Raw genomic sequence first — 22,108 nt, 5'->3', positions numbered from 1 at the left:
CCATCATGAGCAACGTCCACCACATCACCCATCCCCTCGTCCAGCACAAGCTCACGCTGATGCGCAAGAAGGAGGCGAGCACCAACAGCTTCCGCCGCCTGCTCAACGAGCTCGCGATGCTGATGGCCTACGAAGTCACGCGCGACATGGCCATGCAGGATGTCGAGATCGAGACGCCGCTGGAGACGATGACGGCGAAGGTGATCGACGGCAAGAAGCTCGTCTTCGTCTCGATCCTGCGCGCGGGCACCGGCATCCTCGACGGCATGCTGAGCGTCGTGCCGGGCGCGCGCGTGGGCCACATCGGCCTGTACCGCGACCCGAAGACGCTGACGGCGGTGGAGTACTACTTCAAGATGCCGCAGAACATGCAGGACCGCGACGTCATCGTGGTCGACCCGATGCTCGCCACCGGCAACTCCGCGATCGCGGCCGTGGAGCGGCTGAAGGAGCTCAACCCGAAGTCGATCAAGTTCGTTTGCCTGCTCACCTGCCCGGAAGGCATCGCGGCGCTGCAGGCCGCGCACCCGGATGTGCCGATCTACACCGCAGCCATCGACCGGCAGCTGAACGATCACGGGTACATCCTGCCGGGGTTGGGCGACGCGGGTGACCGGATGTTCGGGACGAAATAAGGCAAGGACGCAGAATTCGCAGAAGTTACGCAGAAAGAAGCCCAGAAAATTCAATTTCTTTTTCTTGTCTTCATTCTGCGTAACTTCTGCGAATTCTGCGTCCAAAAAAACTCACCCCGATGCATAAAGTCCCAGCGATGCTCCTGGCTGCCGCAGTATGCGCAGCATTCAGCGCCACTGCCGCTCCCTTCACCCCCAAGTCCGACAGCGAAGTCGTCGAGCGCCTGCCTTCCACCGCCAACGATCCTTCCATTCGCCGCGTCGACTCCCTGCGCAAGCAGTTGATCGCGAAGCCCGAGGACAGCGCGCTGCGCATCGAAATCGCACGGCGCTATTTCGACCTCGCCATGGCGCAGGGCGACCCGCGCTATGTCGGGTATGCGGCCGCCGCGCTGAACCCGGCCGAGCGGTCGTCCGCGAAGGACGCCAACTTCTGGCTCGCGCGCGGCCTCCTCCAGCAGTACAGCCACGACTTCGAGGGCGCGATGAAGAGCCTGTCGAAGGCCAGCGAGCTCGATCCGCAATCCGCGGAACCGATCGCCTGGCGCGCCGCCATCGATATGGTGCAAGCCAGATATCCCGAGTCGCTCTCCGAGTGCACCAAGCTGGTCCCGCTCACGCATCCGCTGTTCGCGCAAGGCTGCACGGCCTACGTCCAGGCAGCGACAGGGCACCTGCCGGAAGCCTACGCGGCGTTGAAGAAGGAAGTCGCGGCCGCCGGCGCCACGGCGCCCGAACTGCAGCTGTGGGCGCAGACGCGCCTGGCGGAGATGGCGATCCGCCTCGGGCAACCCGCCGAAGCCGAAGCGCACTTCAAGGAGGCCTTGAAGCTCGGCGTGACCGACCAGTTCCTGCTCGGCGCCTGGTCGGATTTCCTCATCTCGCAAAACCGCTCCCCCGAGGCGATCAAGCTGCTCGCGGACTGGGAACGCTCCGACGTGCTGCTGCTGCGCCTCGCGCTCGCGGGCAAGGCGGCGAAGGATTCACGCGCCGCCAACTGGGCGTCACAATTGCGCGAGCGCTTCGACGCCGCCGCGCTGCGCGGCGACCGCCTGCATGAGCAGGAGGCCGCGCGCTTCGAGCTCGATGTCGAAGGCCGGCCCGACAAGGCGCTCGCCTACGCGACCCGCAATTACACGCAGCAGAAGGAATCGCGCGACGCGGAGATCCTCATGCGCACGGCCCTCGCGGCCAACCAGCCCAAGGCGGCGCAGCCGGCGCTCGACTGGCTGCGCGAATCGCACTACCAGGATGCGTCATTCACGAAGCTGGCCGACCAGCTGGCGGCCAAGGGAGCGACGCGATGAAACGCTGGCTCCTGTTCATCGCGTCGATGGTGGTGCTGATGCCGGCCTGGGCGCACAAGCCGAGCGACAGCTACCTCACCGTGCGCGCCGAAGAAGAGCGCGTCCTCATCCGCTGGGACATCGCCCTGCGCGACCTCGACTACGTGCTGCAACTGGACCGCGACGGCAACGGGGAGTTGACCTGGGGCGAGGTGAAGCAGCGCGGCAACGACATCACGCGATACGCCATCGACCATCTCGCGATCACCGGTGGCAACGCGGCATGCGTGCCCGCGGCGTCCGGCGACATGCAGCTCGACCATCACAGCGACGGCACTTACGCGGTGCTCACGCTCGCCGCGCCCTGCCCTCACCTGCGCAGCGGCCTGAAGCTGAACTACTCGCTGCTGTTCGACGTGGACCCGACCCACCGCGGACTCGTGCAATGGATCGCGCCCGGCTCCGCCAGCGCGCAGCCGCTGGTCTTCAGCACCGATTCCGCCGAGCAGGGCCTGCAGCTGCAGGCGCCGAGCGCGGGCGAGACGCTCAAGCAATACGTCGTGGAAGGCGTCTGGCACATCTGGATGGGATACGACCACATCCTCTTTCTGCTGTCGCTGCTGCTGCCCGCCGTCCTGATCCGCATGGCGGGCAGGTGGGAGCCGGCGCCCAGCCTGAAGAAATCGCTGCTCGAGGTGCTGAAGGTGGTGACGGCCTTCACGCTCGCCCACTCGATCACGCTCAGCCTGGCCGTGCTCGGCTTCATCAGCCTGCCCTCGCGTTTCGTGGAATCGACCATCGCGGCGTCGATCATCGTCGCGGCGCTGAACAACCTGCGCGGCTCGATCGAGAAGCGGCGCTGGGTGATGGCTTTCGTGTTCGGGCTGATCCACGGCTTCGGCTTCGCGTCGGCCCTGGCGGACCTCGGCTTGCCGCAGGGCGCGCTCGCGCTCGCGTTGGTCGGCTTCAACCTCGGCGTGGAAGCGGGCCAGATGGCGATCGTCGTGTGCTTCGTGCCGCTCGCGTTCTGGCTGCGCGGCACGAAGTTCTACCTTAGGGGCGTGATGCCGGTCGGCTCCGTCCTCATCGCCATCGTGGCGCTCTACTGGTTCATCCAGCGCGCGTTCGACTTCCAGGGACCGTTCTAGCCATGCTCGACCTCCTCGTCACCCATGCCACCTTGCCCGATGGGCGTACCGACATGTCCGTGGCGGTGCAGGCGGGAAAGATCGTCGAAGTCACGCAGGGCCTGACCGCCCCCGCCGCGGAGACGCACGACGCGATGGGCCACCTGCTGGCCCCGCCGTTTTGCGACGCGCACTTCCACATGGATTCCACGCTCACTTACGGCAGTCCGCGCGTGAACGAAAGCGGCACGCTGCTGGAAGGTATCCAGCTCTGGGGCGAGCTGAAGCCGACGCTGGTGCAGGACGCCATCATCCAGCGTGCCCTGCGCTACTGCGACATGGCCGTGGCGAAGGGCCTGCTGAACATCCGCAGCCACGTGGATACGAGCGACCCCAGCCTTCTCGCCGTGGAGGCGCTGCTGGAGGTGAAAAAGCGCGTGGCGGGCATCGTCAACCTGGAACTCGTGGCCTTCCCGCAGGACGGCGTCCTGCGCAGCAAGGGCGGCGTCGCAAACCTGGAGAAGGCGCTCGACCTCGGCGTGGACCTCGTCGGTGGCATCCCGCACTTCGAACGCACCATGAGCGAAGGCGCGGCCAGCGTGAAGCTGCTGTGCGAGATCGCGGCGGAGCGCGGCAAGCGCGTGGACATGCACTGCGACGAGACCGACGACCCGATGAGCCGGCACATCGAGACGCTGGCCTTCGAGGCGCAGCGCCTGGGCCTGCAGGGCCGCGTGACGGGCAGCCACTGCACCAGCATGCACAGCATGGACAACTACTACGTGAGCAAGCTGATCCCGCTCATCGCGGAAAGCGGTGTGAGCGTCATCGCGAATCCACTGATCAACATCACCCTGCAGGGGCGGCACGACACCTACCCGAAGCGCCGCGGGATGACGCGCGTGCCCGAGCTGATGGCCGGCGGCGTCACGGTCGCCTTCGGTCACGACTGCGTGATGGACCCGTGGTATCCCCTCGGGGCCGGCGACATGCTGGACGTTGCGCACATGGGGTTGCACGTTGCGCAGATGACGAGCGTGAAGGGCATCCAGGCGAGCTTCGACGCCGTGACGGCGAACCCGGCGAAGGTCATGGGACTGCAGGGCTACGGCATCGCGGCAGGCTGCGGCGCGAGCTTCGTGCTGCTGCAAGCGCGCGATGTGGTGGAAGCGATCCGCCTGCGCGCGCATCGGCTGAAAGTGTGGTCTCGCGGGCAATGCCTGGCGCATTCCCCCGAGGTACGGCCGAGCTTGTCCAAAGCGCTAAGCTAGCGCGCTCAATTCAGATTTCGTCGTACAGGAGACATCCATGCGCCTATCCCGCCGCTTCGCACTCGCCGCCGGCCTTGCCGCCACGCTCGCCGCCACCGGCGCCTTCGCCCAGGCCTGGCCGACCAAGCCGATCCACCTCATCGTGCCGTTCTCCGCGGGCGGCGCCAACGACCTGCTGGCGCGTGCCGCGGCCGAAGGCGCGTCCCAGGCGCTGGGCCAGCCCGTGATCGTCGAGAACAAGCCGGGCGGCAGCACGACACTGGGCGCGGACCTCGTGTCCAAGGCCGCGCCCGATGGCTATACCTTCCTCATCAGCGCCGCCGGCGTCATCTCCAACAGCATGATCAAGAAGACCATGCCGTACAAGGACAGCGACCTCGTGCCCGTCGCGATGATCGGCCTCGCGCCGTCCGTGGTGCTGGTGCCGGCCGATGCGCCGTACAACAACCTCAAGGAGTTCATCGCCGCCTCGCAGAAGGGCCCGGGCTTCCATTGGGCCACGGCCGGCACCGGCAGCACGCCGCACTTCGTCTCCGGCGTGCTCGAAACGAAATACGGCGCGAAGCTGGACATCGTTCCCTACAAGAGCGGATCGGAATCGATCACCGCGGTGCTGAGCAAGCAGGTGGAAGCCACCTCCGAGGCGAGCATCGTCGCGCTGGGTTTCCTCAAGAGCGGCAAGCTCAAGGCGCTGGCGGACACCTGGACGACGCGCATCTCGGCGTACCCGCAACTGTCGACCGCGCAGGAGCAGGGCTACGACGAGCTTCGCATCGCGCACTGGGCCGGCATCCATGCGCCGCGCGGCACGCCCGACGCGATCCTCGACAAGATGGCCGCGGCCGTCGATGCGGCGATGAAGACGCCGGCGATCGCAGAGCGGCTGAAGGGCATGGGCATCGAGCCGATCGGCGGCAATCGCGCGTCCTTCGTGAAGTTCGTCGGTGAGGAGCGGGCGCGTCTGGGGGCGGTGGTGAAGGCTACGGGGATGAAGGACGAGTGAGCAGAACGCCTGACGCCTTCCTCAGGGTCCCCAGGCTTGCCACAGCCACCAGGCACATCACGCCGGCCAGCAAAAACGCCGGCGCATAAGTCCCGAGCACATCCCGGCTCACACCCGTGCCAAACGCCATCACGCCCGCGGCCACGTGGTGCGAGGCGAAGATCCACGCGAACACCGCGGGCCCCATCTCCAGCCCGAAGGTCTGCACCGTCAGCTTCACCGATGGCGGGACGGTGGCGATGAAGTCCAGGCCGTAGATGACCGCGAAGATGGTGAGCCCCACCATCGACACGTCCGACATCACGAGCCATAGCAGCGCGAGGCCGCGCAGGCCGTAGTACCAGGCCAGCAGCCAGCGGTTGTCGTAGCGGTCCGACAGCCAGCCGGAGCCGATGGTGCCGATCAGGTCGCACACGCCGATCACCGCCAGCAACCACGCCGACGCAGCCAGGGGCAAGCCGAGGTCCCCGCAGAAGGGCACAAGGTGCGCCTGCGTCAGGCCGAAGCTGGAGATGCCGCAGATGCCGAACGTGAACACCAGCACCCAGAACACCCAGTTGCGCACGCCCAGTTGCAGCGCATCGAAGGTGAGCCGCACGAAGTTGTGCGTGGGCACCGGCGGGACGGGCGTCATCTGCGCCTGCCCGAACGCGGGCAGCCCGACATCCTGCGGGCGGTCATGGGCGAGCCACATGAACAGCGTCCAGCTCACGAGCGCGCCCACGCTGGGGATGGCGAGCGCCACGCGCCAGCCGTAGCGCTCCGCCACCCACGCGGCCAGGGGCATGAAGATGAGCGTGCCCGTGGCCACCGCGCCGCTCATGAGGCCCACGACCAGGCCCCGCCGCGCGACGAACCACCGCGAGGAGATCACCGCGGACAGCTGCATGGCCGTGAGGCCGGGCGCGAGTCCCAGAAGGACGCCCATTCCGAGCCAGAGCTCCCATTTCTGCGTCGTGATGACCGAAATGCCCAGTCCCAGCAGCAGCAAGGCGCCCGAAAGCGCCACCATCCGCCGCACGCCGTATCGCAGCATCAAGCCGCCCGCGAAGGGCGCTGCGAGGCCGAACAGCGCGAGCCGCAGGCCCTGCGGCGCCGACAGGTCCCCGATGCTCCAACCGAGCTCCTTCGACATGGGCAGGATGAGGATGCTCGGCACGCCCATGGCGGACGAAGAGAACACGGCATACATGAAGGCCAGGGCCACCATGATCCAGCCGTAGTGGACGTCCCGGCCGGCGAGCGTCCGCGCGAATCGGTGGCGAAGGGGTGTCATGCGGCGCCTCGGCGGAAGTGGACGGATGAGCTGGCCCGGCCGATCTTCCGGGGTTTGGGGCTGCCCGTCAATTCGAGGGGGCACGCCGCCCGATTGCTTGACTGCGGCAACCGATTGGCTGACCATGTCATCCATGAAGGCCTCCGCTTCGTCCCCTTCGACCGCATCGCCGGTCTCCCCCGCCCACGTCAAGGCCGTGCGCGGCTTCAACCGCTTCTACACGCAGCGCATCGGCGTGCTGGATCCCTACCTGGGCAGCGAGTTCTCGCTGACGGAAGTGCGCGTGCTCTACGAACTCGCGCATCGCGACCAGCCGACGGCGACCGAGCTCGCACGCGACCTCACGCTGGATGCCGGCTACCTGAGCCGGATCCTGCGCCGCTTCGAGTCGCGCGGATGGCTCGCGCGCTCGCCCTCGCCGGCCGATGCGCGCACGAGCCTGCTGCGCTTGACGGCTGCCGGGCACAAGGTCTTCGCGCCGCTCCAGCAGAAGTCGCGCGACGAGGCCGCGGCGCTCCTCGCGGCGCTTCCCGAGACACGCCGCACGGAACTGATCGCCGCGATGGGCACGGTGCAGCGGCTGCTGGACGGCGCGGCGTCGGCTCCAGGCTCGCGCACCATCGTCCTTCGCGACCCGCAGCCGGGCGACATGGGCTGGGTGATCGAGCAGCATGGCGCCCTCTATGCGCGTGAATGGGGCTACACGGCGGATTTCGAGGCGCTGGTGGCCGACATCGCCGCGCAGTTCATCCGGAAATTCGACCCGGCCTGGGAGAAGGCCTGGATCGCGGAGATCGACGGCGAGCGCGTCGGCTCGGTCTTCGTCGTGCGCAAGTCCGCGACCGTCGCGAAGCTGCGGCTGCTGATCCTCACGCCGCAGGCACGCGGGCTGGGCCTGGGCGGGCGGCTCACGGACGAATGCATCGCCTTCGCGCGGGCGAAGGGCTATCGCAAGCTGGTGCTGTGGACGCAAAGCGAGCTCCTCGCGGCGCGCGCCATCTACAAGTCGCGCGGGTTCGTGCGCACGGCCAGCGAGCGCAATAATGCGTTCGGCAAGCGGTTGACGAGCGAGACCTGGGAGCTCGACCTGCGATGAACCTCGCGCTCGTCGCGGCCGCCGCCACGGGCGTCCAGGTGGGCGCCGCGATCGTCGCGTCCCGCTTCGCCGTCGCGGAGATCCCGCCGCTCACGCTGGCCATGCTGCGCTATGCGATCGGCTTCACGTGCCTGCTGCCCTTCGCGATCCGCGCCTGGTCCCGGGACGGCAAGGTGCAACAAGCTCCCGTTCACGGCCGCACGGCGGACCTCCTGGCCATGGCGGCGCTCGGCATCGGCCAGTTCGGCGTCCTCATCGCGCTGCTGAATTTCGGCTTGCGGCATGTCGGCGCCGGACAGGCCGCGTTGATCTTCAGCCTGTTCCCCCTGCTCACGCTGCTGCTGGCGGCCGCCATGGGACGCGAGCGCATCACGCCCCGCCTGCTGGGCGGCGTGATCGTCTCCATCGCCGGCGTCGCGCTCACCCTGTGGCCCAAGCTGGGCGCCGCGTCCGGCCACTGGTGGGGCGAGGCGGCAGTGGCCGCCGCGGCGTGCACAGGCGCGCTGTGCAGCGTGCTGTACCGCCCCTACCTCCAGCGCTATCCGACCGTGCCTGTCTCGGCTTTCGCGATGCTGGCGTCCGTCGCCTTTCTCGCGGCCGCAGCGATTGGCGAGGCCTGGCCATCGCGGATCGCGACGTTCAGCGCTTCGGCATGGGCCGCCACGGCGTTCATCGGCGTCTCCAGCGGCATCGGGTACGTGTGGTGGCTGTACGCCCTCAAGCATGAGTCGCCCACCCGTGTCACGGTGTTCCTCGCCTTGAACCCGGTGACGGCGGCGGTGCTGGGCGTGCTCCTGCTCGGGGAGTCACTACCCGCGGCGTCTCTCGCAGCGGTGGCCCTGATCGGCCTGGGCCTGTGGCTCGCCACACGGCCCGGCAATGCCCGAGTGCCGGCGAGCGGATACGCGGCGCGCCGATAATCGCCCCCATGATGTCCACGACCGAGCCTTCCGCACCCACCGAAACGCGGAACCAGCCGAAGTCGCTGTCCGACCTCTTCATCTCCTTCACCCTGCTCGCCCTGCAGGGCTTCGGCGGCGTGCTCGCCGTGGTGCAGCGCGAACTGGTCGAGAAGAAGAAGTGGATGACGCGCGAGGAGTTCGTCGAGGAATGGGCCGTCGCGCAGATCATGCCGGGCCCGAACGTGATCAACCTCGCGCTGATGATCGGCGACCGCTACTTCGGCGTGCGCGGCGCGGTCGTCGCGGTGGCGGGCATGATGTGCGCGCCTTCGGTGCTGATCCTCATCCTCGCCCTGCTTTACGGCCAGTTCGCCGACAACACGCACGTCGCCGGCGCGCTGCGCGGCATGGGCGCGGTCGCGGCGGGCCTCATCACCGCGACGGGCCTGAAGCTGATGGGCGCGATCCGCAAGCACCCGCTGGGCATCCCAGCGTGCATCGTGCTGGGCATCGCCTCGTTCGTCGGCATCGCGCTGCTGCGCTGGCCGCTGGCGTGGGTGCTGCTCGGTCTCGGGGGCATCTCCTGCGTCCTCACCTACCGCGCCCTCGGCGCCCGGGAGGCCGCATGAACATCGTCATGACCGGCGCGGACTGGTTGTCGCTCTTCGTGCATTACCTCGCGCTGTCGCTGCTGTCCGTCGGCGGCGCCATCACCACCGCGCCGGACATGCACCGCTACCTGGTGGACGAGCGCCACTGGCTCACCGACCCGCAGTTCAGCGCTTCGGTCGCCATCGCGCAGTCCGCGCCCGGCCCCAACGTGCTGTTCGTGGCGCTCATGGGCTGGAACGTGGGCCTCAACGCGGGCGGCTATGCCATGGCCTTCTTCGGCACGATGGTGACGATGGTCGGCATAATGCTGCCCAGCACCACGCTCACCTACATGGCGGCGCGCTGGGGCCATGCGAATCGCGAGTTGCGCGGCGTGCGCGCCTTCAAGCAGGGCATGTCGCCGATCGTGATCGCGCTGCTGGTAGCCACCGGGTGGATCCTCGCCACCGGCGGCAGCTACGCCCGGGAGAACTGGCCGCTGTGGCTGCTCACCATCGTCACGGCCATCGTCGTGTGGCGCACACGGCTGCACCTGCTGTGGATGCTGGGCGCGGGCGCGCTGCTGGGCTGGTTCGGCTGGGTCTGAGCGCCGCTACGCGGCGGCGTCCATGATCAGCTGCGTCTGCGTGACGACGGCGCACAGCTTGCCCTGTGCATTGCGGATGGAGGTCTGCCACACCATCGTCGTGCGGCCCCGGTGCAATGCCACGCACTCGCCGGTGACGACCGTCCCCACCCGTGCGCTCCCGATGAACTTGGTGCTGGAGTCGGTCGTGGTGGTGCGCTTGCCATCCGACATGTTGATCACCGTTCCGACAGCGCCCAGGGTGTCCGCGAAAGCCATGTAGGACCCGCCGTGCAGGATGCCGCCGGCGGTGCAGAGGTCGGGGCGGACGGTGAGTTCGCCCAGCACGCGCTCCGGCTCCAGCACGGTCAGCTTCACGCCCATTAGGCCGGGAAGGAGCGGGTCCAGCATGCGCTGGAGGGTTTCGAGAGGAATCATTGGGTCTCCTTCGGCTCAGCGGGCCAGTATGGCCCAGCGCTCGTGATCGCGCCACCGCCCGCGGATCTTCAGGTAGCGGGGCGAATAGCCTTCCAGCTGGAAGCCGCAGGAGCGCACCAGCGCGATCGACGCGGCATTGGCCGGCTGGATGTTGGCCTCGAGGCGGTGCAACTTGAGCTCGGTGAAGGCCGTGCGCAGCAGCAGGCGCAGTCCCTCGCGCATCAAGCCCTGGCGCTCATGCCCTGCGAACGCGTAGTAGCCGAGGTAGGCGCTGTGGAACGAGCCGCAGACGATGTTGCTGATGTTGAAGATGCCCACGAGCGCGCCCGTGCGCGCGTGCCGCACGACGTAGCTCGCGTTGGCCGGCTCCCTCGATCGCTTGACGAGCGCACGAAACGCTTCCGGCGTCGCCGGGGCGGTGACCCACGGCGCATGGAGCCTTGCGCTGCGGCCGGCCGCTTCGAGGAAATCCGCCTGGTCGCGCGCGGAAACCCGGTCCAGCCGCACTCCGCTCATGGCGCGACCCCCTGCGCAGCCCGGTCCAGGCTTTTGACGAAGACGCGATTTTCGTAATGATCGTCCTCGAACACGTAATCGGTCGCCCCGCAGTCGGCGTAGCCCCGGCCCGCGTAGAACCGCAGCGCGCGGGGATTGCCGATCCAGGCCGTCAGCCACAGCGCCTGGGCGCCGTCCGAGCGCGCCTGCTGCTCGCACCGGCGCAGCAGCGCCTTACCGATGCCCTGGCCCGTGAATCGCTCGTGCACGTAGAGGCGCACCACTTCACTGGCGGGACGGACGTCGACCAGGTCGTGCGCCGTCCCCGAATCCAGCTGGGCGTACCCGACCAGGTGCCCAGCCGACTCCGCGAGAAGCACGACCGTCCCTGGGGTGCGCAAGACAGCCTCTGTCGCTTCGACGGAGAAGTGCTCCAGCACCTCCCGCGCCAGCGGCGGCCGCATGCCTTGGGGCGCATACGTGTCGAGGAAGACATGCGTTCCGAGCATCGCAACATTCAGCGCGTCGTCCAGGCGCCCTTGACGATAGGAGACCGCGGGGTTGGGCGCTTCCACGCTCATGGCAGGCGCGCGTAGAAGCAGGTGCTGCGCAGGTCGCCGGCCGCGGCGCGGCGGTCATGGCGGAAGGTGCCCTCCAGCGTGAAGCCGCAACGCTCGGCCACGCGGCGCGACGGCAGGTTGTCTTCGTCGGTGACGATCTCCAGGCGTACGGCGCGCATGTGGCGCGTCGCGTAATCGCACGCGGCTTCGACCGCTTCGGTGATGTAGCCGCGTCCGGCGCACGACGTGCGCACCCAGTAGCCGATCTCCGCTTTCGGCACCGCGAAGTTCACGCGATGCAGGCCGACGACGCCGGCGATGTCCCCGGTGGCCTTCTCGAAGATCAGGAAGGGAAAGTCCAGCCGTCCTGCGAAGTTCGCGTAGGCCTTGCGGCAGAACGCCTCGGCCGATTCCAGCGTCTGGTCCGCGGCGACCCACGGCAGCGCCCCGAGGTACATGCGCAGCTGGCCGATCGATTCCTCCAGCGCCGGCAACAGCGCGGCGCCGTCGCCCGCGCGGGGCGTGCGCATCGAGAGCCGCTCGCTCTCGAAAGTGTCGGGCAGGTCGATGAGCAGCGGCTCGGTCATCGCGGTCCTCGCTTCAACTGCGCTGGCGCAGCGCCTCGTAGAGGCAGACGCCGCTCGCCACGGAGACGTTCAGGCTTTCCACCGCGCCGCGCATCGGGATGCTGACGAGTTCGTCGCAGGTCTTGCGCGTGAGCTGGCGCATGCCCTCTCCCTCCGCGCCGAGGACCAGCGCCACGGGTGCCTTCAGGTCCGCCTGGTACACCGTGCGAGGCGCGTCGTCGCTCGTGCCGATGCACCAGATGCTGCGTTCCTTGAGCTCGCCCAGGGTACGCGCCAGGTTCGTGACCATGAAGTACGGAACGGTCTCCGCGGCGCCGCTCGCCACCTTCGCCACCGTCGCATTGAGGCCGACCGCATGGTCCTTCGGCGCGATCACCGCGTGCGCCCCCGCGCCATCCGCGACGCGCAGGCATGCGCCGAGGTTGTGCGGGTCCGTCACGCCGTCCAGCACGAGCAGCAGCGGCGGCCCTTCGATGCCGTCGAGCAGGTCGTCGAGCGAGTTGGAGACGGGGATGACTTCCACACGCGCGGCCACCCCCTGGTGGCCGTGGCTGCCCGCGAGCTTGGCAAGCCGCATGCCGTCCGCCTCGATGATGCGCGCCCCGGCCTCGTTGGCCCGTTCGAGGAATTGCCGCATGCGCGCGTCCCGGCGCGTGGGATCGACATAGATCTCGATGACGGATCGCGGCGCGGTCTTGAGGCGGACGCCGACGGCGTGGAAGCCGAAGAGGACTTTGGGGGAGGACATGCCACGATTATCCGTGGCCGGGCGCTCAGTCGACGATCCGCCCCGCCTCGATGGTGATGCGCCGCTCGCAGCGGGCCGCGATCGCCCGGTCGTGGGTCACCAGCACCAGGGTCGTGCCCAGTTCGCGGTTCAGGTCGAACATCAATTCCATCACCGTCTCGCCCGTGGCGAAGTCGAGGCTTCCCGTCGGCTCGTCCGCCAGCAGCACCGCCGGCTGCACGACGAAGGCCCGCGCCAGCGCGACGCGTTGCTGTTCACCGCCCGACAGCACGCGCGGATAGTGCGACAGGCGCTGCGCCAAGCCCACGCGCGCCATCATCTCCGTCGCGGCCTTGCGGGAGTCCTTGCGGCCCGCGAGTTCGAGCGGGAGCATCACGTTCTCCACCGCGGTGAGGTTGCCCAGCAGCTGGAAGCTCTGGAAGACGAAGCCGACCTGCCGTGCCCGCAGCGCGGCCCGCTCATCCTCGTCCAGCGAAAACAAATCGGTGCCCCCGAGGTGAACCGTTCCGCTCGTGGGCGTATCCAACCCGGCGATGATCGACAGCAGGGTGCTCTTGCCCGAGCCGGACGCGCCGACGATGGCCGCGGTCTCCTTCGGGGCCAAGGCAAAATCGATATCCCGCAGAATATCGAGCGTGCCCGTCGAATCGGTCACCGATTTGTACACGTGCGAGGCGGAAATGATGGGATCGGACATGTTGGATGGGTTTTGGAGCCGCCGCCACTTTATCGCGGCTGCGTTAGCCGCAGCTTATGCGCGGGCCGGGGCGGCGGGCCCGACCTCGATCGTCGTGGTCGGCGACTCGCTCAGTGCCGAGTATGGCCTCAAGCGCGGGACGGGCTGGGTCGCGTTGCTGCAAAAGCGCCTGGCCGCCGAAAAGGCGGCTGTCGAGGTCGTCAACGCCAGCATCAGCGGCGACACCACCTCGGGTGGGCGGTCGCGCCTGCCCGCCCTGCTCGCCCAGCACCACCCGGGCGTCGTGATCCTCGAGCTCGGCGCGAACGACGCCCTGCGCGGGCTGCCGCTGGCCATGACGCAGGAGAATCTCACGCAGATGGTGGTCGCGTCCCAGAAGGCCGGCGCAAAAGTGCTGGTGATCGGCCAGCAGGTGCCCCCCAACTACGGCGGCGATTATTCGGCCCGTTTCGCGGCGATGTTCGACTCCGTGGCGAAGGCCCACAAGGCGGCGCTCGTGCCGTTCATGCTCAAGGGCGTCGCCGACGGCGCGGACCCGCTGAAGCTCTTCCAGGCCGACCGCATCCACCCGAAGGAAGAGGCGCATCCGCAGATCCTGGACAACATCTGGCCCGAGCTCAGGAAGCTCCTGGCCTTGCGCCCGGCGAAGGCGGCGGCGTGAGCGTTCGCATGATCCCTGCCGCCGAGGCGATCGGGCGGCTGGACGACTTCAGCTCCATCATCGACGCGCGCAGTGAAGACGAGTTCGCGCTGGACCACCTGCCGGGAGCGGTCAGCTGGCCCTCCCTGGATAACGAGGAGCGCAAGCTCGTGGGCACGCTGTACGCGCAGGTCAGCCCCTTCGAGGCGCAAAAGCGCGGCGCGGCGCTCGTCGCGAAGAACATCGCCCGCCACATCGAGGCGCATGTCATGGACAAGCCCCGCACCTGGCAGCCGCTGGCGTACTGCTGGCGCGGCGGCAAGCGCAGCGGCTCCCTCGCGCTGGTGCTGGGCCAGATCGGCTTCAAGGTGAGCGTGATCGAAGGCGGCTACAAGGCTTTTCGAACCGCGGTGTTGGCCGCCCTGCCCGACCTCGCGGCCCGCCTCGACTACCGCGTCGTGTGCGGCCCCACCGGCTCGGGCAAGACGCGCCTGCTGCATGCGCTCGCGGCCGAAGGCGCGCAGGTGCTGGACCTCGAGGCGCTGGCCAGCCACCGCAGTTCGGTGCTGGGCCTGATCCCGGGGCAGGCGCAGCCTTCGCAGAAGCGCTACGACACGCTGGTGTGGGATGCGATGCGGCGCTTCGATCCTTCGCGGCCGGTCTACGTGGAAAGTGAGAGCCGCAAGGTGGGCAACGTCGCCGTGCCCGATGCGCTGATCGCCCGCATGCGCGCGAGCCCGTGCCTGAGCCTCGAGCTCGCGCACGAGGAGCGCGTGGCGCTGCTCATGGAGGACTACGACTTCTTCGTCACCGATACCGCGCTCTTCCAGGAGCGGCTCTCGGCGCTGACGGAATTGAGGGGAAAGGCCGTGGTGGAAGCCTGGCAGGCCCAGGCGGCGGCGGGCCGGGCGGAAGACGTGGTGCGCGAGCTGCTGCTGAAGCACTACGACCCAGGCTATGCCGCGTCGATGGCGCGAAATTTCAGGGAATTTCCGAGGGCGACACCGGTGGTGCCGGTGGACCGCTCACCCGCGGCCATGGCGGCGCTGGCGCGGGACATCCTGCAGGCGCAGGGCCGTTAGGGCTGGGCGGGGGCCGGGGGATTCTGGGAGGCGTTGTCGCCGTTGCCCTCGGATGACGCGTCGCCTTCGCCCTCACCGCCGGTGCCGGTCTTGCGATGCGCCTTTTCCCTCAGCTTGTCTTCCTTCTTTCGCTTCTTGGCCAGCTCCTTTTGGCGCTTTTCGTATCCGTAATTGGGTGTAGCCACGTGCTTTCCGTTTCAGTCTGTCGGGGGACCAATGTAAGCGATAAACGCGCGGCCGGGTAACGCGGCTAACCCAGCCGGTCCAGGGCCTGCTCCAGGTCCGCCATCAGGTCATCCACGGCTTCGAGACCGGCGGAAAACCGCACCAGCACGCCCTTGTTGGGCCAGGAACCCAGGCGTGGACTGCGCATGGACGCCACATCGTACGGGACCACCAGGCTGACCGGGCCGCCCCAGGAATAGCCGAGCTTGAAGAGCCGGAGGGCGTCGCAGAAGGCATCGATGCGCTCCGCGCCGAACCGCTCGTCGAACACGACCGAGAAAAGCCCTGCCGCCGCGCCGTCCCGCCCGCAGACGGCTTGCCAGTGGTGGTGCCCGGGCGAGTCCCCGAACGCGGGGTGCAGCAGCTGCGCGACTTCCGCGCGGCCCTGCAACCAGGCGGCCAGCTTGCGCGCAGTCGCATCCTGGGCGTGATAGCGCAGCGCGAGGCTGGGCAGCGATCGCAGGACGGCTTCCGCGTCGTTCGCCCCGATGCCCCAGCCGAGGCGCATGTGCGTGCCCTTCAGGCGCAGGTGCAGCGCCTCGTCGCGCGTGACGACGGAGCCCATCAGCACGTCGCCGCCCCCGCTGGGGTACTTCGTGAGGGCTTGCACGACGATGTCCGCGCCGCTGCCCGGCACGCGCGCACCCGCCGGCCCGAGGTCGAAGCCGTTGAAGGCGACCCCGGCGCTCCAGGTGCTGTCCAGCGCGGAGGTCACGCCGCGCTCGCGGCAGATGGCCGCGAGCTGCGCGAGCGGCACGAATTCCATGGTGACGGAGCCCGGCGCCTCCAGCCATACGAGCCGGGTGTTCGGCCCGATGCGCGCCTGCAGGTCGTCGGGGTTCATCGGGTCGTAGATCTGGTGGGTGATGCCCCATTGCTTCAACTCGCCCTCGGCCAGCGCCTTGTTGGGCCCGTACGCGTTGTCGGGGATCAGGACTTCATCGCCCGCCTTGAGGAGGGCCATGCCCGTGAGGGACACCGCGGCCAGGCCGCTGGGCAGCAGGATGCACTGCGTGCCGCCTTCGAGCGCCGCGATGCGCTCTTCCAGCATGAAGGTCGTCGGGGTGCCGTGCAGCCCGTAGGTGTAGCCGTTCTTGTTCTTCCAGTCGCGCGCGCGCATGGCGGCGACATTGGGGAAGATGACGGTGGAGGCCTTGAAGACCCCCGGCTGGGGCGCTTCGAAACCGCGCGGGGGCTGGTAGGGATGGTGGATGAGGTCGGTGATCTGGTGGCTCATGCAGCCATGTTAGCGCGGCCCACCCTGCATCTCACACCTTCCACTTCTCCAGCAGTTTCTCCGGCCCCATGCTGTCGTAGCCTTCGAAGGGCTGGTGGATCCAGGGATTCGTCGGCAGGTATTCCACCGAGTAGTCCGGCGTGAACTTGGAGATGCCCTTGGTCCAGATCACCGCGCTGCGCAGTTCGGTGATCGGCTTGTAGCTGGTGCGCAGCATCTCGAGCACCGCCTGCAGCGTGGCGCCGGAGTCGGCGAGGTCGTCCACCAGCAGGACCTTGCCCGCGATCTCGCCTTGCGGCGTGGTGATGTAGCGCGCGATGTCCAGGTGGCCCTGCACCGTGCCCGCGTCGGCCCGGTACGAGCTGGTGGACATGATCGCGAGCGGCTTGTCGAAGATGCGCGAGAGGATGTCCCCCGGGCGCATGCCGCCCCGCGCGAGGCACAGGATGGTGTCGAACTTCCAGCCGGACTGGTGGACCTTGATCGCGAGCTTCTCGATCAGGCTGTGGTATTCGTCGTAGCTGACGTACAGGTGCTTGCCGTCTTCGGTCAACATTCGGTGTGCTCCAGTCAGGCGAGGAAGGGGTGGCGCATCATGATCGTGTGGTCGCGATCGGGGCTGGTCGAGATCATATCGATCGGGACACCCGCCACCTGCTCGATGCGCTGGAGGTACAGGCGCGCATTGACGGGCAGCTTGTCGTATTGCGTCACGCCCACGGTGCTCTGGGTCCAGCCTTCGAGCGTCTCGTACACCGGCTTGCAGCGCGCGATCTCGTCCGCGCCGAGCGGGAGGATGTCCGTATGTTCGCCGTCCAGCTCGTAGCCGGTGCACAGCTGCAATTCCTTGATGCCGTCCAGCACGTCCAGCTTGGTGATGCAAAGGCCCGATAAGCCGTTCACCTGCGCGGACCGCTTCAGGAGCGCGGCGTCGAACCATCCGCAGCGGCGGCTGCGCCCGGTGGTCACGCCCTTTTCGGCGCCGACGGTGGACAGGTGGTAGCCCACGGTGCCCGGCGTGGCCCAGTCGAGCTCGGTCGGGAATGGCCCGCCGCCCACGCGCGTGCAATAGGCCTTGGTGATGCCCAGGATGTAGTGCAGCATGCCGGGGCCGACACCGGCGCCCGCCGAGGCATTGCCGGCAACGCAGTTGCTCGAGGTGACGTAGGGGTAGGTGCCGTGGTCGACGTCGAGCAGCGTGCCCTGCGCGCCTTCGAACAGCAGGTTGTCGCCGTGCAGGTGCGCCTCGTTCAGCTCGCGCGACACGTCGGCCATCATCGGCCGGAGCAGCTCCGCATGCTTCATGGCCTCGTCGAAGACCTGCTGGTAGTCCACGGCGGGTGCATTGAGGTACTTCGTCAGCACGAAGTTGTGCAGGTCCAGCACGACCTTGAGCTTTTCGCCGAAGCGCTCCGGATGCTTCAAGTCCTGCACGCGCAACGCGCGGCGTGCGATCTTGTCTTCGTAGGCCGGGCCGATGCCGCGGCCGGTGGTGCCGATCTTCTCGGTGCCGCCCTGCTCCCGCAGCGTCTCGCGCGCGATGTCCAGCGCGGCGTGGAAGGGCAGGATCAGCGGGCAGGCTTCGCTGATGCGCAGGCGCGAACGCACCTCGACGCCGGCCTTCTCCAGCCCTTCGATTTCCTCGAAGAGCTTGGCGGCCGAGAGCACGACGCCATTGCCGATGTAGCACTTCACGCCCGGACGCATGATCCCGCTCGGGATGAGGTGCAGCGCGGTCTTCACGCCGTTGATCACGAGCGTGTGGCCCGCGTTGTGGCCGCCCTGGAAGCGCACCACGCCCTGTGCCATCTCGGTGAGCCAGTCGACCAGCTTGCCCTTGCCCTCGTCACCCCACTGGGTGCCGACCACGACCACGTTGCGGCCCTTCGTCTTCGTCATTGCAGTTCCCGGAAAATTGAAAAGATCAGATGGCCTTCACGACCCACCGGCCGGTGTCATGCACCAGCTGGCGGTCGCAGTGGAATTCATCCACTTCGCTGTCGTGGCCCGGCAGGGCGCACACGACGGTCTCGCCCTTGCCCCGCAGCGCAGCGATCGCGGCGCGAAGCTCGGAGGCGCCCGTCCCGCTGTCCAGCCAGGGGGCGCGGATGGCGGGCCGCAGCGGCGGGCGCACCGCCACCGCAACGAGCTCCTTGATGTCGAGGCTGAAGCCGACGGCGGGACGGTTGCGGCCGAACACCGCGCCCACCTCGTCGTAGCGGCCGCCGCGCACCAGCGAGTCGCTCGCGCCGGGCGTGTAGATCGCAAAGCGCGCGCCGCTGTAGTACGCGTAGCCGCTCAGGTCGGCGAGGTCGAAGCTCACCTTCGCGCCTTCGAGATGCCCCGCAAGCCATTGCAGGTTGGCCAGGGCTTCACGCATGGGGGCGGTGGACGGCAGGACCTTGGCGGCCTCGGCCAGCACCTTCGAGTCGCCGTAAAGCGAAACCAGCGCCAGCAGGCCCTCGCGCGAGGCGGTGGGGAATGCCTTCGTGAGGGCGGCCAGCTCGCTCGCATCCTTCGCGGCCAGGGCCGCATGCACGCGCGCCAGCACTTCGGCATCCACCGGCACGCCCGCCAGCAGGGAACGCACGATGCGCGCATCGGCCATGTCCACGGTGAGGTCGCGCACCTGCGTGGCCTTCAGGCAATCCAGGGCGAGGAGCAGCGCCTCCAGATCGGCTTCGAGGCCGGCGTGGCCGTAGATTTCGGCGCCGAACTGGAGCGGTTCGCGCGTCGCGTGGGGGCGTCCGGGCCAGGTGTGCAGCACCGGGCCGCAATAGCACAGGCGGGCGACGCCGTCCCGATTGAGCAGGTGCGCGTCGATCCGGGCGACCTGGGGTGTGGTGTCGGCGCGCAGGCCCATCATTCGGCCGGAAAGCTGGTCGACGAGCTTGAAGGTCTGCAGGTCCAGTGCTTCGCCGGTGCCGGTCAGCAGGGATTCCAGGTGTTCCAGCAGCGGCGGCATGACGAGTTCGAACCCGTAGCCGCGCGCCGTGTCGAGCAGTTCGCGTCGGAGTTCTTCGATGTGCCGGGCCTCGGAGGGCAATACATCGGCGATGTGATCCGGCAGGACCCAGGCGGACATGATTTTGGGGCGCTGTTAAAAACGGTATTTTACAGGTCGCCCGGCACGCGCTACCCGGCGATTCCGGGGCAAGCGCTCAAGAGAGCAGCCAGAGCAGCAGCAGGCCCAGCACGATGCTGCACAGGCCGAAGAAGCGCAACTGCCCGTCGTGCAGGGCCATCAGCCGCTGGAACATCTGGCGCCAGCCGCGCGGCGAGAGGAACGGAAAGAGTCCCTCGAACACCAGCACGAGGGCCAGCGCCAGCCAGATCGTGTCGCTGTCCAACACCCGCCCTACTTGCGGGCGGGTGCGGCGGCCGCGCCGGCGGATCCCCGGAAGGCCTTGAAGAATTCGGAGCCCTGCGGATCGACCACCAGGACGTCGCCCTTCTTGTTGAAGCTGGCCTTGTAGGCTTCGAGGCTGCGATAGAACTGGGCGAACTGCGCGTCCCGTCCGAAGGCCTCCGCATAGGTGGCCGAAGCTTCGGCGTCGCCCTCGCCCTTGACCTTCTGCGCGTCGCGGTAGGCGTTGGCCACGGCCACTTCACGCTGGCGGTCGGCGTCGGCGCGGATCTTCTCGCCTTCGGCACCGCCGGTGGAGCGCAGCTCGTTGGCGACGCGCTTGCGCTCCGCCTCCATGCGGCGGTACACCGATTCGGTGATGGCATCGACGTAGTCGGCGCGCGTGATCCGCACGTCCACGACATCCACGCCCCAGGGCTTGGCTCCCTTCACGACCTGCAGGACTTCCTTCTTGACGTCCGCCATGAGTTGTTCGCGCTTCATCGAGAGGAGCTCGCGCACGGTGAAGCGGTTGATCTCTTCCTGGAAGGCGTTGCGCACGACGCGATTGAGCTGGTTCGCGCCCGCGGCCTCGTCCAGGCCCACGTTGCGGATGTACTGCAGCGGGTCCGTGATGCGCCAGCGCACGTACCAGTCGATCACCATGCGCTGCTTCTCCAGCGTCAGCATGGGTTCGGTGTCCGGGCTGTCCAGCGTGAGCAGGCGCTTGTCGATGTAGGTGACGTTCTGGAACGGCGGCGGCAGCTTGAAGTTCAGGCCGGGTTCGGTGATGACTTCCTTGATCTGCCCGAGCGCGTACACCACGCCGAACTGGCGCTGGTCCACGACGAAGAGCATCGAGCTCAGGAGCGCGAGGGCCACGAGGGCCGAGGTGACGACGAATCCGATTCTGTTCATTGTTCTGGTCCCTTATCGCGTTTCGCGGTCGCGCGTGCGCGAGTTGTCGCGGGTGCGGGAATCCGTCCCGGCGGAGGGCGGCGGGACCGGCGAAGGGGCTGCGCCCGGCGCAGGCACCGGGTCGACCGCCGCGGCGGCCCCGCCCTGAGCGACCTGCTGCATGATCTTGTCGAGCGGCAGGTAGAGCAGGTTCGAGCCCTGGCGCGAATCCACCATGATCTTGGTGACGTTGCTGTAGATCTGCTGCATGGAGTCGATGTACATCCGGTCCCGCGTGACCTGCGGCGCGCGCTGGTACTCGGCCAGCACGGACTTGAAGCGCTGCGCATCGCCCTGCGCCTGCGCGACCACGCGCGCCTTGTACGCGCTGGCCTCCTGGTTCAGGCGCGACGCCGCGCCCACCGCACGTGGAATCACGTCGTTGGCGTAGGCCTGCGCCTCGTTCTTGGCGCGTTCTCGTTCCTGGCCGGCCTTGAGCACGTCGTCGAAGGCGGCCTGCACCTGCTCGGGAGGCCGCACGCCGCCTTGCTGCAGGTTGATGCCCACGACTTCGACGCCGACCTTGTAGCGGTCCAGGATGGTCTGCATGAGCGCGCGCACGCGCGGCGCGATCTGGTCGCGTTCCTCGGACAGCGCCGAGTCCATCTTCATCTTGCCGACGACTTCGCGCACGGAAGTCTCCGCGGCCTGCACCACGGCGTCCTGCGGGTTCTTGCTCTCGAAGAGCCAGGCGCGCGCATCGCTCAGGCGGTACTGCACCGCGAACTTGATCTCGACGATGTTCTCGTCCTCGGTGAGCATCGCGGATTCGCGCAGGCCCGTGGCCTTCACGATGCTGTCCCGGCCGACGTCCACCGAGCGGATCTGCGTGACGAACACCAGCTCATGGCGCTGGATCGGGTACGGCAGGCGCCAGTTGAAGCCCGCGCCGACCGTCGACTTGTAGCGGCCGAACTGGGTGATCACGGCCTGCTGGCCTTCCTGGACGATGAAGAAGCCGGTGCCGAGCCAGATCAGCACGACCACCGCGGCCACCAGGCCCGCACCGATCCCGGCGCTTTTCATGTCGGGCTGGAAATTGCCGCCGCCACCGCCGAAGTTGCCGCCGTTGTCGGGCTTCTTGCCACGGCCGCCGCCGAAAAGGCCGCCGAGCTTGCGGTTGAAGTCGCGCCAGAGTTCGTCGAGGTCGGGCGGTCCCTGGTTGGGACCGCGGCCGTTGTCGGGCTTCTGGGGATCCGGGCGGTTGCCCTCCGACTTGTGGTCGTCGCCCCGGCCCCAGCGCGGATCGTTCAGGTTGAACAGTCCCCTGATCCGGGATAAGAGGTTCGTGGCGAGGTTCATGCGCTTCGTTTACTTTCTTGT

26 protein-coding genes are annotated in these 22,108 nt (G+C 68.1%); 11 read left to right on the top strand and 15 right to left on the bottom strand.

What is annotated here, in order from left to right:
* Window positions 1–5: 5 nt before the first annotated feature.
* The 5 genes from upp (at window position 6) to I5803_RS02305 (ending at window position 5,322) form a co-directional block, all read left to right on the top strand.
* Window positions 6–635 carry a uracil phosphoribosyltransferase gene (gene upp, locus I5803_RS02325; RefSeq protein WP_196984809.1) on the top strand — a complete coding sequence of 210 codons (630 nt, stop codon included), beginning with the start codon at window positions 6–8 and terminating at the stop codon, window positions 633–635.
* Window positions 636–754: 119 nt separating this feature from the next.
* Window positions 755–1,942 (top strand): tetratricopeptide repeat protein, encoded by a 1,188-nt coding sequence (locus I5803_RS02320; RefSeq protein ID WP_196984808.1) that lies wholly within the window; start codon window positions 755–757, stop codon window positions 1,940–1,942.
* Complete coding sequence (locus I5803_RS02315; protein WP_196984807.1) at window positions 1,939–3,069, top strand: HupE/UreJ family protein; 1,131 nt, start codon at window positions 1,939–1,941, stop codon at window positions 3,067–3,069. Before I5803_RS02320 ends, I5803_RS02315 begins: the two co-directional genes overlap by 4 nt.
* Before the next feature lie 2 nt (window positions 3,070–3,071).
* Window positions 3,072–4,319, top strand: a complete 1,248-nt coding sequence (locus tag I5803_RS02310) for an amidohydrolase family protein (protein WP_196984806.1) — start codon at window positions 3,072–3,074, stop codon at window positions 4,317–4,319.
* 37 nt (window positions 4,320–4,356) lie between these two features.
* Entirely contained in the window at window positions 4,357–5,322 is a 966-nt protein-coding gene (locus tag I5803_RS02305) for a tripartite tricarboxylate transporter substrate binding protein (protein ID WP_196984805.1), read from the top strand.
* Here the strand turns inward: I5803_RS02305 and I5803_RS02300 are convergent.
* Window positions 5,300–6,598: an MFS transporter gene (locus tag I5803_RS02300; RefSeq protein ID WP_196984804.1), complete on the bottom strand. Its 1,299-nt coding sequence runs from the start codon at window positions 6,596–6,598 to the stop codon at window positions 5,300–5,302. The genes I5803_RS02305 and I5803_RS02300 overlap by 23 nt on opposite strands.
* A 133-nt stretch (window positions 6,599–6,731) precedes the next feature.
* Between I5803_RS02300 and I5803_RS02295 the strand changes: the two genes are divergently transcribed.
* Genes I5803_RS02295 through I5803_RS02280 form a run of 4 tightly spaced genes read left to right on the top strand, consistent with a single transcriptional unit; the run spans window position 6,732 to window position 9,794 of the window.
* Window positions 6,732–7,694, top strand: coding sequence for a bifunctional helix-turn-helix transcriptional regulator/GNAT family N-acetyltransferase (locus tag I5803_RS02295; RefSeq protein ID WP_196984803.1), 963 nt, complete (start codon window positions 6,732–6,734; stop codon window positions 7,692–7,694).
* Window positions 7,691–8,614: a DMT family transporter gene (locus I5803_RS02290; protein WP_196984802.1), complete on the top strand. Its 924-nt coding sequence runs from the start codon at window positions 7,691–7,693 to the stop codon at window positions 8,612–8,614. Before I5803_RS02295 ends, I5803_RS02290 begins: the two co-directional genes overlap by 4 nt.
* A gap of 8 nt (window positions 8,615–8,622) precedes the next feature.
* On the top strand, window positions 8,623–9,225 hold the full coding sequence (locus I5803_RS02285) for a chromate transporter (RefSeq protein ID WP_435520835.1): 603 nt from the start codon (window positions 8,623–8,625) through the stop codon (window positions 9,223–9,225).
* The gene (locus I5803_RS02280) at window positions 9,222–9,794 is read left to right on the top strand and encodes a chromate transporter (protein WP_196984801.1); all 573 of its coding nucleotides are present in this window, start codon (window positions 9,222–9,224) and stop codon (window positions 9,792–9,794) included. The genes I5803_RS02285 and I5803_RS02280 overlap by 4 nt, the downstream gene beginning before the upstream one ends.
* 6 nt (window positions 9,795–9,800) lie before the next feature.
* Here the strand turns inward: I5803_RS02280 and I5803_RS02275 are convergent, their stop codons facing one another.
* The 6 genes from I5803_RS02275 to I5803_RS02250 all read right to left on the bottom strand — a co-directional run bounded on the left by I5803_RS02275 (window position 9,801) and on the right by I5803_RS02250 (window position 13,298).
* Window positions 9,801–10,211 carry a PaaI family thioesterase gene (locus I5803_RS02275; RefSeq protein ID WP_196984800.1) on the bottom strand — a complete coding sequence of 137 codons (411 nt, stop codon included), beginning with the start codon at window positions 10,209–10,211 and terminating at the stop codon, window positions 9,801–9,803.
* Between the two features lie 15 nt (window positions 10,212–10,226).
* The gene (locus tag I5803_RS02270; protein ID WP_196984799.1) at window positions 10,227–10,727 is read right to left on the bottom strand and encodes a GNAT family N-acetyltransferase; all 501 of its coding nucleotides are present in this window, start codon (window positions 10,725–10,727) and stop codon (window positions 10,227–10,229) included.
* The gene (locus I5803_RS02265) at window positions 10,724–11,215 is read right to left on the bottom strand and encodes a GNAT family N-acetyltransferase (RefSeq protein WP_196984798.1); all 492 of its coding nucleotides are present in this window, start codon (window positions 11,213–11,215) and stop codon (window positions 10,724–10,726) included. The genes I5803_RS02270 and I5803_RS02265 overlap by 4 nt, the downstream gene beginning before the upstream one ends.
* Window positions 11,216–11,283: 68 nt before the next feature.
* Window positions 11,284–11,853 (bottom strand): GNAT family N-acetyltransferase, encoded by a 570-nt coding sequence (locus I5803_RS02260; RefSeq protein ID WP_196984797.1) that lies wholly within the window; start codon window positions 11,851–11,853, stop codon window positions 11,284–11,286.
* Window positions 11,854–11,866: 13 nt separating this feature from the next.
* Window positions 11,867–12,601 carry a 23S rRNA (guanosine(2251)-2'-O)-methyltransferase RlmB gene (gene rlmB / locus I5803_RS02255; protein ID WP_196984796.1) on the bottom strand — a complete coding sequence of 245 codons (735 nt, stop codon included), beginning with the start codon at window positions 12,599–12,601 and terminating at the stop codon, window positions 11,867–11,869.
* 25 nt (window positions 12,602–12,626) lie between these two features.
* Window positions 12,627–13,298, bottom strand: coding sequence for an ABC transporter ATP-binding protein (locus I5803_RS02250; protein WP_196984795.1), 672 nt, complete (start codon window positions 13,296–13,298; stop codon window positions 12,627–12,629).
* Here I5803_RS02250 and I5803_RS02245 point away from each other — a divergent pair.
* Window positions 13,297–13,959, top strand: coding sequence for an arylesterase (locus I5803_RS02245; protein ID WP_196984794.1), 663 nt, complete (start codon window positions 13,297–13,299; stop codon window positions 13,957–13,959). The two genes, I5803_RS02250 and I5803_RS02245, sit on opposite strands and share 2 nt — an antisense overlap.
* A complete protein-coding gene (mnmH, locus tag I5803_RS02240; RefSeq protein ID WP_196984793.1) occupies window positions 13,956–15,020 on the top strand; it encodes a tRNA 2-selenouridine(34) synthase MnmH in 1,065 nt (354 codons plus the stop codon). Before I5803_RS02245 ends, mnmH begins: the two co-directional genes overlap by 4 nt.
* Here mnmH and I5803_RS02235 read toward each other — a convergent pair.
* From I5803_RS02235 to hflK, 8 genes are all read right to left on the bottom strand, one after another.
* The gene (locus I5803_RS02235; protein WP_196988651.1) at window positions 15,017–15,205 is read right to left on the bottom strand and encodes a hypothetical protein; all 189 of its coding nucleotides are present in this window, start codon (window positions 15,203–15,205) and stop codon (window positions 15,017–15,019) included. The two genes, mnmH and I5803_RS02235, sit on opposite strands and share 4 nt — an antisense overlap.
* Window positions 15,206–15,270: 65 nt before the next feature.
* Complete coding sequence (locus tag I5803_RS02230; RefSeq protein ID WP_196984792.1) at window positions 15,271–16,482, bottom strand: PLP-dependent transferase; 1,212 nt, start codon at window positions 16,480–16,482, stop codon at window positions 15,271–15,273.
* Between the two features lie 31 nt (window positions 16,483–16,513).
* Window positions 16,514–17,038: a phosphoribosyltransferase gene (locus I5803_RS02225; RefSeq protein WP_196984791.1), complete on the bottom strand. Its 525-nt coding sequence runs from the start codon at window positions 17,036–17,038 to the stop codon at window positions 16,514–16,516.
* 14 nt (window positions 17,039–17,052) lie between these two features.
* Window positions 17,053–18,381, bottom strand: a complete 1,329-nt coding sequence (locus I5803_RS02220; RefSeq protein WP_196984790.1) for an adenylosuccinate synthase — start codon at window positions 18,379–18,381, stop codon at window positions 17,053–17,055.
* 25 nt (window positions 18,382–18,406) lie between these two features.
* Window positions 18,407–19,567 (bottom strand): ATP phosphoribosyltransferase regulatory subunit, encoded by a 1,161-nt coding sequence (locus I5803_RS02215; protein ID WP_196984789.1) that lies wholly within the window; start codon window positions 19,565–19,567, stop codon window positions 18,407–18,409.
* Between the two features lie 76 nt (window positions 19,568–19,643).
* Window positions 19,644–19,832, bottom strand: coding sequence for a DUF2065 domain-containing protein (locus I5803_RS02210; protein ID WP_196984788.1), 189 nt, complete (start codon window positions 19,830–19,832; stop codon window positions 19,644–19,646).
* An 8-nt stretch (window positions 19,833–19,840) separates the two neighbouring features.
* Window positions 19,841–20,746, bottom strand: coding sequence for a protease modulator HflC (gene hflC, locus I5803_RS02205; protein ID WP_196984787.1), 906 nt, complete (start codon window positions 20,744–20,746; stop codon window positions 19,841–19,843).
* A 12-nt stretch (window positions 20,747–20,758) separates the two neighbouring features.
* Window positions 20,759–22,087, bottom strand: a complete 1,329-nt coding sequence (hflK, locus tag I5803_RS02200; RefSeq protein ID WP_196984786.1) for an FtsH protease activity modulator HflK — start codon at window positions 22,085–22,087, stop codon at window positions 20,759–20,761.
* Window positions 22,088–22,108 lie beyond the last annotated feature (21 nt).

Source organism: Caenimonas aquaedulcis, assembly GCF_015831345.1.
Classification (GTDB): domain Bacteria; phylum Pseudomonadota; class Gammaproteobacteria; order Burkholderiales; family Burkholderiaceae_C; genus Ramlibacter; species Ramlibacter aquaedulcis.
This window is presented reverse-complemented; position numbering and strand designations above follow the sequence as displayed.

Excerpts from the sequence above, each read along its gene's own strand:
- upp (WP_196984809.1), top strand. The coding sequence starts at position 6 with ATGAGCAACGTCCACCACATCACCCATCCCCTCGTCCAGCACAAGCTC.
- I5803_RS02320 (WP_196984808.1), top strand. The coding sequence starts at position 755 with ATGCATAAAGTCCCAGCGATGCTCCTGGCTGCCGCAGTATGCGCAGCA.
- I5803_RS02315 (WP_196984807.1), top strand. The coding sequence starts at position 1,939 with ATGAAACGCTGGCTCCTGTTCATCGCGTCGATGGTGGTGCTGATGCCG.
- I5803_RS02310 (WP_196984806.1), top strand. The coding sequence starts at position 3,072 with ATGCTCGACCTCCTCGTCACCCATGCCACCTTGCCCGATGGGCGTACC.
- I5803_RS02305 (WP_196984805.1), top strand. The coding sequence starts at position 4,357 with ATGCGCCTATCCCGCCGCTTCGCACTCGCCGCCGGCCTTGCCGCCACG.
- I5803_RS02300 (WP_196984804.1), bottom strand. The coding sequence starts at position 6,598 with ATGACACCCCTTCGCCACCGATTCGCGCGGACGCTCGCCGGCCGGGAC.
- I5803_RS02295 (WP_196984803.1), top strand. The coding sequence starts at position 6,732 with ATGAAGGCCTCCGCTTCGTCCCCTTCGACCGCATCGCCGGTCTCCCCC.
- I5803_RS02290 (WP_196984802.1), top strand. The coding sequence starts at position 7,691 with ATGAACCTCGCGCTCGTCGCGGCCGCCGCCACGGGCGTCCAGGTGGGC.
- I5803_RS02285 (WP_435520835.1), top strand. The coding sequence starts at position 8,623 with ATGATGTCCACGACCGAGCCTTCCGCACCCACCGAAACGCGGAACCAG.
- I5803_RS02280 (WP_196984801.1), top strand. The coding sequence starts at position 9,222 with ATGAACATCGTCATGACCGGCGCGGACTGGTTGTCGCTCTTCGTGCAT.
- I5803_RS02275 (WP_196984800.1), bottom strand. The coding sequence starts at position 10,211 with ATGATTCCTCTCGAAACCCTCCAGCGCATGCTGGACCCGCTCCTTCCC.
- I5803_RS02270 (WP_196984799.1), bottom strand. The coding sequence starts at position 10,727 with ATGAGCGGAGTGCGGCTGGACCGGGTTTCCGCGCGCGACCAGGCGGAT.
- I5803_RS02265 (WP_196984798.1), bottom strand. The coding sequence starts at position 11,215 with ATGCTCGGAACGCATGTCTTCCTCGACACGTATGCGCCCCAAGGCATG.
- I5803_RS02260 (WP_196984797.1), bottom strand. The coding sequence starts at position 11,853 with ATGACCGAGCCGCTGCTCATCGACCTGCCCGACACTTTCGAGAGCGAG.
- rlmB (WP_196984796.1), bottom strand. The coding sequence starts at position 12,601 with ATGTCCTCCCCCAAAGTCCTCTTCGGCTTCCACGCCGTCGGCGTCCGC.
- I5803_RS02245 (WP_196984794.1), top strand. The coding sequence starts at position 13,297 with ATGTTGGATGGGTTTTGGAGCCGCCGCCACTTTATCGCGGCTGCGTTA.
- I5803_RS02250 (WP_196984795.1), bottom strand. The coding sequence starts at position 13,298 with ATGTCCGATCCCATCATTTCCGCCTCGCACGTGTACAAATCGGTGACC.
- I5803_RS02230 (WP_196984792.1), bottom strand. The coding sequence starts at position 16,482 with ATGAGCCACCAGATCACCGACCTCATCCACCATCCCTACCAGCCCCCG.
- I5803_RS02225 (WP_196984791.1), bottom strand. The coding sequence starts at position 17,038 with ATGTTGACCGAAGACGGCAAGCACCTGTACGTCAGCTACGACGAATAC.
- I5803_RS02220 (WP_196984790.1), bottom strand. The coding sequence starts at position 18,381 with ATGACGAAGACGAAGGGCCGCAACGTGGTCGTGGTCGGCACCCAGTGG.
- I5803_RS02215 (WP_196984789.1), bottom strand. The coding sequence starts at position 19,567 with ATGTCCGCCTGGGTCCTGCCGGATCACATCGCCGATGTATTGCCCTCC.
- hflC (WP_196984787.1), bottom strand. The coding sequence starts at position 20,746 with ATGAACAGAATCGGATTCGTCGTCACCTCGGCCCTCGTGGCCCTCGCG.
- hflK (WP_196984786.1), bottom strand. The coding sequence starts at position 22,087 with ATGAACCTCGCCACGAACCTCTTATCCCGGATCAGGGGACTGTTCAAC.